Source organism: Inquilinus sp. NPDC058860 (assembly GCF_042743185.1).
Lineage (GTDB): Bacteria > Pseudomonadota > Alphaproteobacteria > DSM-16000 > Inquilinaceae > Inquilinus.
Genome location: NZ_JBHYMS010000018.1, coordinates 1 through 11,263, shown reverse-complemented (window position 1 = coordinate 11,263; position 11,263 = coordinate 1). Strand labels below are relative to the sequence as shown.

Annotated in this window: 14 protein-coding genes and 1 tRNA gene; 8 read left to right on the top strand and 7 right to left on the bottom strand. The window is 69.9% G+C overall.

The features are described from left to right. Window positions 1-84 precede the first annotated feature (84 nt). From ACFW16_RS14615 to ACFW16_RS14600, 4 genes are read right to left on the bottom strand one after another with little or no spacing between them, the layout of a single operon-like run. Window positions 85-564: a CreA family protein gene (locus ACFW16_RS14615; protein ID WP_380306113.1), complete on the bottom strand. Its 480-nt coding sequence runs from the start codon at window positions 562-564 to the stop codon at window positions 85-87. Window positions 565-569: 5 nt separating this feature from the next. Further along, on the bottom strand, window positions 570-1,121 hold the full coding sequence (locus ACFW16_RS14610; RefSeq protein WP_380306111.1) for a demethoxyubiquinone hydroxylase family protein: 552 nt from the start codon (window positions 1,119-1,121) through the stop codon (window positions 570-572). Next, window positions 1,118-1,600, bottom strand: a complete 483-nt coding sequence (locus ACFW16_RS14605) for a disulfide bond formation protein B (protein WP_380306109.1) — start codon at window positions 1,598-1,600, stop codon at window positions 1,118-1,120. The genes ACFW16_RS14610 and ACFW16_RS14605 overlap by 4 nt, the downstream gene beginning before the upstream one ends. Before the next feature lie 53 nt (window positions 1,601-1,653). Then, window positions 1,654-2,616 (bottom strand): threonine/serine dehydratase, encoded by a 963-nt coding sequence (locus tag ACFW16_RS14600; RefSeq protein WP_380306107.1) that lies wholly within the window; start codon window positions 2,614-2,616, stop codon window positions 1,654-1,656. A gap of 89 nt (window positions 2,617-2,705) precedes the next feature. Between ACFW16_RS14600 and ACFW16_RS14595 the strand changes: the two genes are divergently transcribed. Together ACFW16_RS14595 and ACFW16_RS14590 are read left to right on the top strand one after the other, a co-directional pair. Continuing rightward, on the top strand, window positions 2,706-3,197 hold the full coding sequence (locus ACFW16_RS14595) for an Lrp/AsnC family transcriptional regulator (RefSeq protein WP_380306105.1): 492 nt from the start codon (window positions 2,706-2,708) through the stop codon (window positions 3,195-3,197). Between the two features lie 55 nt (window positions 3,198-3,252). Continuing rightward, window positions 3,253-3,339: transfer RNA gene (locus ACFW16_RS14590), tRNA-Leu, on the top strand. Between the two features lie 22 nt (window positions 3,340-3,361). Here the strand turns inward: ACFW16_RS14590 and ACFW16_RS14585 are convergent. After that, window positions 3,362-4,000, bottom strand: coding sequence for a TetR/AcrR family transcriptional regulator (locus ACFW16_RS14585; RefSeq protein WP_380306103.1), 639 nt, complete (start codon window positions 3,998-4,000; stop codon window positions 3,362-3,364). A gap of 175 nt (window positions 4,001-4,175) precedes the next feature. Between ACFW16_RS14585 and ACFW16_RS14580 the strand changes: the two genes are divergently transcribed. Next, window positions 4,176-4,676 carry a DUF1772 domain-containing protein gene (locus ACFW16_RS14580; RefSeq protein WP_380306101.1) on the top strand — a complete coding sequence of 167 codons (501 nt, stop codon included), beginning with the start codon at window positions 4,176-4,178 and terminating at the stop codon, window positions 4,674-4,676. 98 nt (window positions 4,677-4,774) lie between these two features. Continuing rightward, on the top strand, window positions 4,775-5,356 hold the full coding sequence (locus ACFW16_RS14575; RefSeq protein ID WP_380306099.1) for an HPF/RaiA family ribosome-associated protein: 582 nt from the start codon (window positions 4,775-4,777) through the stop codon (window positions 5,354-5,356). 9 nt (window positions 5,357-5,365) lie between these two features. On the opposite strand, the gene ACFW16_RS14570 is transcribed toward ACFW16_RS14575, so the two are convergent. After that, window positions 5,366-5,953: a TetR/AcrR family transcriptional regulator gene (locus tag ACFW16_RS14570; protein WP_380306097.1), complete on the bottom strand. Its 588-nt coding sequence runs from the start codon at window positions 5,951-5,953 to the stop codon at window positions 5,366-5,368. 425 nt (window positions 5,954-6,378) lie between these two features. Between ACFW16_RS14570 and pseB the strand changes: the two genes are divergently transcribed. Beyond that, entirely contained in the window at window positions 6,379-7,419 is a 1,041-nt protein-coding gene (gene pseB / locus ACFW16_RS14565) for a UDP-N-acetylglucosamine 4,6-dehydratase (inverting) (RefSeq protein ID WP_380306095.1), read from the top strand. A 58-nt stretch (window positions 7,420-7,477) separates the two neighbouring features. Further along, on the top strand, window positions 7,478-8,689 hold the full coding sequence (gene pseC / locus ACFW16_RS14560) for a UDP-4-amino-4,6-dideoxy-N-acetyl-beta-L-altrosamine transaminase (RefSeq protein WP_380306093.1): 1,212 nt from the start codon (window positions 7,478-7,480) through the stop codon (window positions 8,687-8,689). A gap of 47 nt (window positions 8,690-8,736) precedes the next feature. On the opposite strand, the gene ACFW16_RS14555 is transcribed toward pseC, so the two are convergent. Then, the gene (locus ACFW16_RS14555; RefSeq protein ID WP_380306091.1) at window positions 8,737-9,384 is read right to left on the bottom strand and encodes an NnrU family protein; all 648 of its coding nucleotides are present in this window, start codon (window positions 9,382-9,384) and stop codon (window positions 8,737-8,739) included. 70 nt (window positions 9,385-9,454) lie between these two features. On the opposite strand from ACFW16_RS14555, the gene ACFW16_RS14550 reads away from it, so the two are divergent. Together ACFW16_RS14550 and ACFW16_RS14545 are read left to right on the top strand one after the other, a co-directional pair. Continuing rightward, window positions 9,455-10,087, top strand: coding sequence for a TetR/AcrR family transcriptional regulator (locus tag ACFW16_RS14550; protein ID WP_380306089.1), 633 nt, complete (start codon window positions 9,455-9,457; stop codon window positions 10,085-10,087). A gap of 121 nt (window positions 10,088-10,208) precedes the next feature. Next, window positions 10,209-11,162, top strand: coding sequence for a sugar ABC transporter substrate-binding protein (locus ACFW16_RS14545; RefSeq protein ID WP_380306087.1), 954 nt, complete (start codon window positions 10,209-10,211; stop codon window positions 11,160-11,162). The last annotated feature ends 101 nt before the right edge of the window (window positions 11,163-11,263 follow it).

Here is an 11,263-nt window from a genome sequence, read left to right as displayed (position 1 = left end):
GATGGGCGCTGCCCCCCTACCACCCCCCCCCCCCCCCGGCGGGGGGGGTGGGGGGGGGCCCCCCCCCCCCCCCCCCCCCAACACTCACTTTCCCGGCACCGCCTCTTGTGACCAAGGCATCACCGGCACTGCCGCGACGCTGTTCATCGGCGAGCCGTCGACCAGCTTGGTCGAATAGGACAGATAGACCAGCGTGTTGCGCGGCCGGTCGTACATCCGCACCACCTGCGTCTCCTTGAACAGGATCGAGGTCGAGCTGTCGAACACCTCCTTCTGCCGGTCGATGCGGTCCGGCAGGGTGATCGGGCCGACCTGGCGGCAGGCGAGGGCGAAGCGCGACGGGTCTTCGGCCAGGCCGAGCCAGCCGGACACGCCGCCGGTGCGGGCCTGGCTCAGATAGCAGGCGACGCCCGGGATGTCGGGGTCGGTGAAGGCCTCGACGCAGACCTTGTGGTCCGGGCCGATCAGCTTGAAGGCGGTGTTGACGCAGCCGACATCCTCGGCCCGGGCGCCGGAAGCGGCCAGCAGCATCGCCGCGCCGGCGAGGACGGCAGGGAACCGCATCGCCGTCAGACCCGCTCGGACAGCCAGATCGCGGTGCGCGTCGCCGCCTTCACCGCGCCCGAGAGCAGGCGGTAGCCCGGCGCCTGCTCGGCCTCGTGCTCGAGGCCGATGTCGCGATGCTCCAGCTCCTCCGCCCGGAAGCGTTCGATCACCGCCTTCAGCTCCGGCTCGTCCTCGCCCAGCGCCTCGGCCTGGCGGGCATAGTGGTCGTCGATCACCTCCTCGACCGCCACCGTGCAGGCCATCGCCGCGCGGTCGCCGAGCAGCGCGGTGGCCGCGCCCATGGCGAAAGCACCGACATGCCAGAGCGGGTGCAGCAGCGTCGGGCGCACGCCGCGCTCCGCCACCAACCGGTCGAAAGTATCGAGATGCTCGCGCTCCTGCTCCGCCATATGCTCGATCACAGCCCCCTTGGGGCCGCGGCCGAGCACGGCGAGCTGGCCTTCATAGATCCGCTTGGCGCCGTATTCCCCGGCATGGTCGACCCGGATCATCCGGGCGATCCGCTCGCGGCGGGGCAGGTCGCCCGGCAGGGCGCGGCGGCGGGAGACGGTCATGCGGCCCTCGGTCGGATCGCGGCGGCCAGCAGGACCAGCCCCGCGGCCACCGACAGGATGGCGTTATACCCCGCCATCGAGATCCCGAACAGGACGAAGCCCGGCACATCGCATCGCACCACCGGCGCGTTCAGCAGCTGGTCGCGCAGGGCGCCGACGTCGCCGGTGCCGAAGGAAATGGCGCCGGTGCAGGCGGTGAAGCCCGGAAACCAGCCGTATTCAACCCCGGCGTGATAGGCCGCGAGCAGGCCGCCGAGCAGGATCACGAGGCCGGCGAGCAGCACCAGCACGCGCCGCGCCGGGCGAATCACCGCCGCCAGGAGCCCGAGCACGATCGCGGCCCCCCAGGGCCAGCGCTGGTACAGGCAGAGCTCGCAGGGCTGCAGCCCGCCGAGATACTGCGAGGCGAGGACGGTGCCCAGCACCACGACGCCGAGGGCGGCCGTGAGCCAGGAGAGGAGATCGAGGCGGCGCAACATGGCGCGGATCATGCCGCGCGGCCGGTGCGCCGCCTAGCGCCCAAATGTCGCGATCAGCCGCCCAGCAGCCGGGCCTGGAACGTCGCGTCGAGGTTGCTGCCGGTGATCACCGTCGCGACCCGCCGGCCGGCGAAGCGGTCGCGATTGGTCAGCACCGCGGCCAGGCCGGCGGCGCCGGAGGGTTCCGCCAGCACCCCGGCGCTGCGCAGCAGCAGCCGTGCCGCGTCGAGGATGGCGCCGTCGTCGACCAGCAGGATCTCGTCGACGCAGGCCCGCAGCTGCACCACGGCTGAGGGCACCGGCCGGCCGATCGCCATGCCGTCGGCGATGGTGTCGGTGCCCGGCGTGTCGATCGCCCGTCCGGCGGCGAAGGACTGGGCCATGGCCGGCGCCCCGCGGGCCACCACGCCGACGATCCGCACCTCCGGCGCATGGGCCTTGAACCAGGAGCCGATGCCGGTCGCCAGCGCCCCGTCGCCGATCTGGACCACGACGTCGCCGACCTCGTGGCCGGCGGCGGTCAGCTCCTGCGCGATCACCCCGGCGCCGGCGGCGATCACCGGATGGCCGCCATCCTCGACGAACAGCGCGCCGGTTTCCGCGGCGATCCGGCGGGCCAGGTCCTTGCCCGCCCCGTCCCCCGGTTCGGCCAGCCGCACCGTGGCGCCGAGCCGGCGCATCGCCTCGAGCTTCAGCGGGTTGGCCCAGGCCGGCGCCAGGATGGTGGCGGCGATGCCGCGCCGGGCGGCCGCCCGTGCCAGCCCCTGGCCGAAATTGCCGCTGGAGGTGGCGACCACCGCGGCCGGGCGCGGCTCCAGCGCCGCCACCACCGCCTCGGTGCCGCGCCCCTTGAAGGAGCGGATCGGGTTCAGCGTCTCGACCTTCAGCAGGCAGGCGCAGCCCAGCGCCTCGTCCAGCGCGCCGTGCCGCATCGCCGGCGAATCGAGGAACACCGGGTCGATCGCGGCCCGGGCGGCGAGAATCTGCTGCGGCGTGATCGGGACCTGCGCATCCATGGGTCATCTCCGGTTGAGCTGCCGGGACTCTAGCCGGCACCGGTCCGGCTGTTGTTGAAATCTCATGCGTTTGAACGCAAGATTCTTGCATGAGCACCAAGCCCGCGCCGATCCTCGACCGCCTCGACCACAAGCTGCTGGCCCTGCTGCAAGCCGACAGCGGCCGGACGCTGGAGGAGCTCGGCGACACGGTCGGGCTGTCGCCCAGCGCGGTGCAGCGCCGGATCGCCCGCTACCGCGCTGACGGCCTGCTGCTGCGGCAGATCGCGGTGCTCGACCCCGGCCGGCTCGACAGCGTGGTGCTGGCCGCGGTGTTGGTGATGCTGGAGCAGGAATCGGTGGCCCTGCACCGCGCCTTCAAGGATCGCATGCGGGCGGCGCCGGAGGTGCAGCAATGCTACGACCTGACGGGCAGCCGGGACTATCTGGTGATCCTCGCCGTCACCGGCATGCGGGCCTGCCGCGAGGCCGTCGACCGCCTGTTCATGACCGACCCGAACATCAAGCGCTTCGACACCCATTTCGTGTTCGACGCGGTGAAGACCGGCCTGGCCCTGCCGACCGCCGGCGCCGGAAGCTGAACGGCCGCGCAATTTCGTTGACGGGCATCCGCCGCTCCCTATGATGCGGCCCCGCGCGGGCGTGGCGGAATTGGCAGACGCGCTGGACTCAAAATCCAGTTCTGGTGACAGAGTGTCGGTTCGACCCCGACCGCCCGCACCAGCTTCCTTCGAATCGACAGGCCCTACCCGGGCGCCAGCTCCCGCAGCGCCATGCGCTTGTAGGTCTCGACCAGCGCGTCGCCCTCGTCGCGGCGGACCGAGATGGCGAGCCGCATCGTCGCCTCGCCCAGCTGCATCACCAGGAAGGCGCGAGTGAACTGCTCGGCCCGGTCGGCACCGGGGTCGATCCGGGCCAGCACCTCGGCCAACACCCTGCCGTTGATCCGGCTGTCCTCGAGGTCGATCTCGCGCAGCCCCTTGTCGGCCTGCAGGCCGGACCAGATGTCGCGCATCACCGGCTCGGCCAGGAACAGCCCGTAATAGGTGTCGACCAGCCGGCCGAAGGCGTCGCGCAGCCCGGCGGCATCGCGCACATCCCTCAAGCCCTCCTCGATGCAGGCCCGCCCCTCGGCGTTGATGCGCTCGGCCAGGGTGCGGATGATCGCCGCCTTGTCCGGGAAGTACTGGTACAGCGAGCCGATCGAGATGCCGGCCTTCGCCGCCACCTCGGCCATGCGCAGCGCGTCGCTGCCCTGCGCCGCGATCAGCTCCGTCGCCGCCGCCAGGATCCGCTCGACCCGCTCGCGGCTGCGGCGTTGGCTCGGCGCCCGGCGCAGCGGGCTCGCCGGATCGGCGGCCTGGGTGTTGGCGGAACTGGCCATCACGGGTCCTTGCAATCCTCTTGACGCAATGAATGTGAGAGACTATCACATTCTTAAAGGTGATAAACACTCACATTTTGAAAAGGACCATGGCCCCACCGGCGAGGGTGATGCAAGCGTGCAAACCACTGAGCCGCCGGATCCCTCCCCTGCCCCCTGACAACGGAGAGCTGAAATGGGCGAGCGTCTGATGTCGGTCCTGGTGCTGCTGTCGGCCCTGGGTTCCGGCTTGGTCGGCGGCATCTTCTTCGCCTTCTCGACCTTCGTGATGGGCGCCCTCGCCCGACTGCCGGCGCCGCAGGGGATCGCCGCCATGCAGTCGATCAACATCGTGGTGCTGAATCCGATCTTCCTCGGCGCCTTCATGGGCACGGCGCTGCTGTGCGTCATCGTGGCGATCGGCGCCCTGTTCGGCTGGGCCGGCCCCCACCCGACCCTGGTGCTGGCCGGGGCCGCGCTCTACCTCATCGGCAACATCGTGGTGACGATGACGGGCAACGTGCCGCTGAACAACGCCCTGGCGGCGGTCGACCCGGCCAGCGCCGAGGGGGCGGCCGTCTGGGCCCGTTACATATCGACCTGGACCGCCTGGAACCATGTGCGCACCGCGACCGGCCTGGCGGCGGCGGCTTGCTTCATCATTGCCTGGCGCTGGCCCGCCGCCGTTCCGGCCTGACCTGCCGCATCCGACGGGCTCGGGGAACTCGCCGCCACCCGGGCTGGTTCGCCAGTTGGGGCGACAGCCCGGAATGCCCAAGGCGATGGAGGCCGAAAATGCAGAAGCCGTTGCAGCTCTCCTTCAAGAACATCGAGGGGTCGGAGGCGATGAAGGCAATGGTGCGCAACCGCGTCGACCATCTCGACCGCCTCCATCCCAACCTGATCGGCTGCCGCGTGGTGATCGAAGCGCCTCATCGTCCCGGCCGCGGCGGCGCAAGGCCGCCGCTCGGGATCTCGGTCGAGGTCGAGATTCCGGGCAAGCCCAAGGTCGTGGTCAAGGATATGGAGGAGCGCCGCAATCCGCGGGATCAGGCCGCCGTGGTCAACCGCAGCTTCGACGTGATCGAGAGGAAGCTGGACGAAACTTCCGACATCGTCCAGGGCGAGGTCAAAGCGCATGAGGCGGCGGGCGAGACCGGCACGATCACCCGCCTGTACCCGGAGCAGAACTACGGTTTCGTCGAGGCGAAGCAGGCCGGCAGCCTGTACTTCACCCGCAACGCCGTGGTCGACGGCCGCTTCGACGAGCTGGCGGTCGGGATGATGGTGCACCTGACCGAGGCCACCGGCGAGGGCCCCATGGGGCCGCAGGCCAGCTCCATCCGCCTGCTGGGCGCCGACCGCAGCGGCGAATGAGGCGGCGGCTCAGGCTTTCGCCAGCCCGCCGATGATCAACGCGGCCAAGGCCTTCGTCGCCCTGGTTCCGTCCATCCGGCCGCGCAGCATGTCGCGCGAGATCGCCTCCGCTGCGCCGATCAGGCCGACGCAGCGAAGGTGCAGCTCGTCGGGCGGCAGGGCCGAATACGGCGCCAGCGCCTCCTGGTAGAAGGCGACATAGCGGTCGAGCAGCCGCTGATGGAACGCCTCCATCTGCCCGTCGCCGCTCAGCGCGGCGGTGATGGCATGCGCCTCCGGCCCGACGGTGAGATAGCAGGCCATGTAGGCGTCGCTCATCACCCGGGCGACGTCCGCGAGCCGCCGCGGCGTGCGCTCCAGGGCCTGCAGCAGCGCCGCCACCTGGCGGTCGTCGATGCGCTCGTAGAGGGCGATCAGCAGCCCGGAGCGGGTGCCGAAATGCTCATAGGCGATCGGCTTGCTGACGCCGGCACGCTCGGCGAGACGGCCGAGGGTCAGCGCGTCGGTCCCCTCCTCGCGCACGATCGCGAGCGCGGTGTCGAGCAGCTGGTCGCGCCGCTCCGCCTTCGGCAGCTTCCTGGCTGGGGCTGGGCTCATTCCCGATCCGTGCTCCCCTGCCGAGCCGTTGGGCCCGGATCTTGCAATTGCGATTGGTAACTTACTGAATGCAAGTTCATCCGGCGGCGAAAGGGCCGGTTCTTGCCTTTATCACCACCCATGGTAGTGCCCGCGACCCGGCAGAAACCAGGTCTCATCACCCCGTCCGGGACGCCACCCTCATGAGGCGGCCGTCCATGACCGCCGGGCCGGACCGCACCCGTCAAACGGGAGATCTTCGGCAAAAAATAGTGCCGCCTTCCCAGAGCGATAACCGTGGCCGGCAGCCCGCCGGACCGCGTTGCAAATCACCATGCATATGGTTATAGGCTGAAGTGTTCGCGAATGGGGGACCGGAACGGTTTCGGGCCGGTCCCCCAAGCTTTGATGCGGCTGTCAGTCCTTTTCAACAGCGCTGGTGATTCATGTACCGTACTTTTGACGACAATCTCGTCGACCTGAACGGCAAGGTCCTGTTCGTCACCGGCGGCACCGGTTCCTTCGGGCGCAAATTCGTCTCCACCATCCTGCAGCGCTATCAGCCGCGGAAGCTGATCATCTTCTCGCGCGACGAGCTGAAGCAGTACGACATGCAGAACGCCGTGCGAGCCGCCTATCCGGCCGAGGTCCACGGCTGCATGCGCTTCTTCATCGGCGACGTGCGCGACCGCGAGCGGCTGGCGCTGGCCACCCGCGGCGTCGACTACATCATCCATGCGGCGGCGCTGAAGCAGGTCCCGGCGGCGGAGCACAACCCGTCGGAATGCATCCACACCAACATCATGGGCGCCGAGAACGTGGTCTGGGCGGCGCTGCAGAACCGGGTCAAGAAGGTCATCGCCCTGTCGACCGACAAGGCCTGCAACCCGGTCAACCTGTACGGCGCCACCAAGCTGGCCTCGGACAAGACCTTCGTCGCCGCCAACAACCTGTCGGGCGATATCGGCACCCGCTTCGCCGTGGTCCGCTACGGCAACGTCGTCGGCTCGCGCGGCAGCGTCGTGCCGTTCTTCCGCCAGCTCCTGGAGCAGAAGGCCGAGTATCTGCCGATCACCGACGACCGCATGACCCGGTTCTGGATCACGCTGCAGCAGGGCGTGAATTTCGTGCTGTCGAACTTTGAGATCATGCGCGGCGGCGAGATCTTCGTGCCGAAGATCCCGAGCATGAAGATCACCGAGCTGGCCCGTGCCCTGGCGCCGAAGCTGCCGCACCGCACCGTCGGCATCCGCCCGGGCGAGAAGCTGCACGAGGCGATGATCGCGGTCGACGACGCGCATGCGACGGTGGAACTGCCGGACCGCTACGTGATCGAGCCGCAGTTCGGCGAATACACCCGCACCTCCTTCACCGAGGAGGGCGGCGGCCAGCCGGTGCCCGACCGCTTCAGCTACTGCAGCGACAACAACACCGAATGGCTGGACGACCGCGAGCTTTTGGAGATCCTGGAGCGGCACGCGAGCTGACGGCCCGGCCGTCCACCGTTCCCATCCCCAGGGCCCGCGCGGTTCGGAGGCGATCACCGTGACCTTCCTGCCCTATGGCCGCCAGTACATCGACCAGGACGACATCGACGCCGTCGCCCGGGCGCTGCAGGCCGACTATCTCACCACCGGCCCGACGGTGGGCGAGTTCGAGCGCGCCTTCTGCGCCGCCACCGGCGCGCCCTTCGCCGCCGCCTGCTCGAACGGCACCGCGGCGCTGCACCTGGCGACGCTGGCGCTCGGCCTCGGGCCCGGCGACGTCTGCGTCGTCCCGGCCGTGACCTTCCTGGCCACCGCCAACTGCGCCCGCTATGTCGGCGCCGACGTGGTCTTCGCCGATGTCGACCCGGAGACCGGGCTGATGCGGCCGGAGGATCTGGAGGCGGCGATCGCCCGGATCCCGCAGATCCACCCGGACGGCCGGTTCCGCGCCGTGCTGCCGGTGCATCTGGCCGGCCAGACCGTGGCCCTGGCCCCGATCGCCGGGATCGCCCGCCGGCACGACGCCTTCGTGATCGAGGATGCCTGCCACGCCTTGGGCACGGAGTACGAGACGGCGGAGGGCCGGGTCCAGGTCGGCGCCTGCACCCATTCCGACCTCGCCTGCTTCTCCTTCCATCCGGTCAAGACCATCGCGCTGGGCGAAGGCGGCATGGTCACTTCGGCCGATCCCGAGCTGCAGCGGACGCTAACGCGCCAGCGCTCGCACGGCATGACCCGGGACCCGGACGCCTTCGTCAACACCGAGCTGGCGGTCGACCCTGCCCAGGCCGGGGTGAATCCCTGGTACTACGAGATGCAGGAGATCGGTTTCAACTACCGGCTGACCGACATCCAGGCGGCGCTCGGCCTCAGCCAGCTGCGCAAGCTGGACTGGTTCAAGGCCCGACGCCGGGCGCTGGCGGCACGCTACGACGCGGCGCTGGCGCCGCTGGCGCCGGTGCTGCGGCCGATCGCCAAGGCGCCGGGCTGCGACCCGGTGCTGCATCTCTACGAGGTGCTGATCGACTTCGCGGCGGTCGGCCGGACCCGCGGCCAGGTGGTGCGCGCGCTGCACGCCAGGGGGATCGGCACCCAGGTGCACTACATCCCGGTGAACCGGCAGCCCTATTACGAGGACATCTACGGCCGCCGCCCCCTGCCCGGCGCCGATTCCTTCTACGCAAGCTGCCTGTCGCTGCCGCTGTTCCCGGCCATGCGGGATGGCGATGTCGAGCGGGTGGTCGAGGCGCTGCGCGAGGTGATCGGCTGATCCGGCCTTCGTAGGTTGGGTTCGCGTTGCGAACCCAACCCACGCCGTCACAGGAAGCCGTGCAGCCACAGCGCGGCGACGAACAGGACGACCCCGAGGCCGAGCCGCCACGGCGCCAGCTCGCCGAGCGCGAGCTGCCCGCGGCCGGTCAGGATGGCGGCGAAGGGCAGGCGCGAGGTGCGGCGGGCAAAGTCGTCCCAGGCCGGGCCCAGCCGCGCCGCCCGCTTGCGGTCGATCGAGACCATGCCGTTCACGGCCGTGACCAGGATGGCGCCGAACAGCAGCACCGCGGCCCAATGGCCGTTCACCGTCAGATGCGCCAGCGCCCAGAGGGCGAAGGCCCACAGCATCGGATGGCGGGTGATCCGGGTGATGCCGGCGACCGGCAGCGCGCTGCCCATGCGCTCCGCCCCCACCTGGGTCGGGTTGGAGGGCCCTAGGCTGTAGGCCAGCAGCACGAAGCCCAGGAACACCAGCACCGCCGGGATCCAGAAGGGCGCGGGCTCCCACAGCGGCTCATAGGGGGCGGCGCGATAGGCCAGCGCCAGCCAGACCAGGCCGCCGGCGCTGAGCACCGAGAACAGGCCGCTGTAGCCCATCTCCCCCAGCCGGCCTGCGATCGCCGGCCGCAGCGGGCCGGCGACGCCGAGATGCAGCACCACCCAGAACAGCGCGGCGAGAGCGAGCGAGAGCATCGTTGCGGCCTTTACAGCAGGACCGATCCGGTCGATGTTGGCAACAGCAACATAGGATTGGATGTGGACCGTGTCAACATCGGAGCAGGCCGGGCAGCCCTATCACCATGGCGACCTGCGCCGGGCGCTGGTGGCGGCGGCGCGCGCGCTGCTGGAGGAATCGGGGCCGGAGGCGCTGAGCCTGCGCGACGTCGCCCGCCGGGTGGGGGTATCTCACAACGCGCCCTACCGGCACTTCCCGACCCGGCAGGCGCTGCTGGCGGCGGTGGCGGCGGAGGGTTTCGCGGCCCTGTCCGCCCGGCTGGCGGAGATCCCGGCGGGAGCCGGGATGGCGGCCGGGTTCCGCGCCTATCTCGGCTTCGCGCGCGAGCAGCCGGGGCTGTACCGGCTGATGTTCGACGGCGGGCTGCGGAAATCCGCCGACCCGGCGCTGTGGGCCGTGGGCGAGCGGGCCTATGCCGGGCTGCGCCAGGCCGTGCACAGCCTGGCGCCGGCGGCGGACCGGGCCGCGGTGGTGGCCGCCTGGGCCCAGCTGCACGGCCTGGCGCTGCTGGTCATCTCCCGCCAGCTGGCCGACGATCTGGTGCGCGACGGCGGGCTGGACGCGCTGGCCGGACGGGTGGGGGCGATCCTGGAGGCCGGCCTGCGCGGCGCCGGCGCTCCCCCTGAAACGGGCCGACCAGAAATAGAACAGAAATTCTGAATTGCCTTCCGGTTAAAAATCCTGTTCAATTCCGGTGATCAACCGACGTCGGCGGCGGACCTGGGCTGAGGCCCTGTCCGACCCCGATGAAGCGGGCGACGAAACCGAGGGAGGACCAGGAATGCTTCGGACATTGCTGTGCGGCGCGGCCATGGGCGCCGCCATGGTGCTGGGCCTGGCGGCGGCACCCCAGGCGGCGCAGGCGGCCAATGAGCGCTTCGTGCTGATCAGCCACGCGCCCGATTCCGACAGCTGGTGGAACACGATCAAGACCGCGATCCGCGAGGCCGGCCAGCAGGTCGGCGCCACCGTGGACTACCAGAACCCGTCGACCGGCGACCTCGCCGACATGGCCCGCATCCTGCAGCAGGCCACCGCGTCGAAGCCCGCCGGCATCATCATCACCATCGCCGATTTCGACGTGCTGAAGGGCCCGATCACCGATGCGGTGAAGAAGGGCATCCCGGTCATCACCATCAACTCCGGCACGGCGGAGCAGAGCAAAGAGCTCGGCGCGCTGATGCATATCGGCCAGCCGGAATACGACGCCGGCAAGGGCGCCGGCGAGAAGGCCAAGGCCGCCGGCGTCACCAAGTTCGTCTGCGTCAACCACTACATCACCAACCCGGCCTCGGTGGAGCGTTGCCAGGGCTTCGCCGACGCGCTCGGCGTGCCGCTGGGCAACCAGATGATCGATTCGGGCATGGACCCGGGCGAGGTGCAGACCAAGGTTTCGGCCTATCTGCGCGCCAACCCGGACACCAACGGCATCCTGACCCTCGGCCCGAACTCGGCCGAGCCGACCATCGCCGTGCTGCAGGCCAACAAGCAGGCCGGCAAGGTATTCTTCGCCACCTTCGACCTGAGCGCCGCGATCGCCGCCGGCATCAAGGACGGCACGGTGACCTTCGCCATCGACCAGCAACCCTATCTGCAGGGCTATCTGCCGGTGGTGCTGCTGGCCAACTATGTCCGCTACGGCGTGATCCCCAGCAACAACATCAACTCCGGTCCCGGCTTCATCACCAAGGACAACATCGCCCTGGTCGAGAAGCTGGCCGGCGAATACCGGTAGGTTCGAGGATTCCGACCCGCACCGTATCTTTTCCTGTCATTGCCGGGCTTGACCCGGCAATCCAGAGGGTCTCGACATCCTCTGGATGCCCGGGTCAAGCC

Coding starts and splice junctions, on each gene's coding strand:
- ACFW16_RS14615 (WP_380306113.1), bottom strand. CDS start 564: ATGCGGTTCCCTGCCGTCCTCGCCGGCGCGGCGATGCTGCTGGCCGCT.
- ACFW16_RS14610 (WP_380306111.1), bottom strand. CDS start 1,121: ATGACCGTCTCCCGCCGCCGCGCCCTGCCGGGCGACCTGCCCCGCCGC.
- ACFW16_RS14605 (WP_380306109.1), bottom strand. CDS start 1,600: ATGTTGCGCCGCCTCGATCTCCTCTCCTGGCTCACGGCCGCCCTCGGC.
- ACFW16_RS14600 (WP_380306107.1), bottom strand. CDS start 2,616: ATGGATGCGCAGGTCCCGATCACGCCGCAGCAGATTCTCGCCGCCCGG.
- ACFW16_RS14595 (WP_380306105.1), top strand. CDS start 2,706: ATGAGCACCAAGCCCGCGCCGATCCTCGACCGCCTCGACCACAAGCTG.
- ACFW16_RS14585 (WP_380306103.1), bottom strand. CDS start 4,000: ATGGCCAGTTCCGCCAACACCCAGGCCGCCGATCCGGCGAGCCCGCTG.
- ACFW16_RS14580 (WP_380306101.1), top strand. CDS start 4,176: ATGGGCGAGCGTCTGATGTCGGTCCTGGTGCTGCTGTCGGCCCTGGGT.
- ACFW16_RS14575 (WP_380306099.1), top strand. CDS start 4,775: ATGCAGAAGCCGTTGCAGCTCTCCTTCAAGAACATCGAGGGGTCGGAG.
- ACFW16_RS14570 (WP_380306097.1), bottom strand. CDS start 5,953: ATGAGCCCAGCCCCAGCCAGGAAGCTGCCGAAGGCGGAGCGGCGCGAC.
- pseB (WP_380306095.1), top strand. CDS start 6,379: ATGTACCGTACTTTTGACGACAATCTCGTCGACCTGAACGGCAAGGTC.
- ACFW16_RS14555 (WP_380306091.1), bottom strand. CDS start 9,384: ATGCTCTCGCTCGCTCTCGCCGCGCTGTTCTGGGTGGTGCTGCATCTC.
- ACFW16_RS14545 (WP_380306087.1), top strand. CDS start 10,209: ATGCTTCGGACATTGCTGTGCGGCGCGGCCATGGGCGCCGCCATGGTG.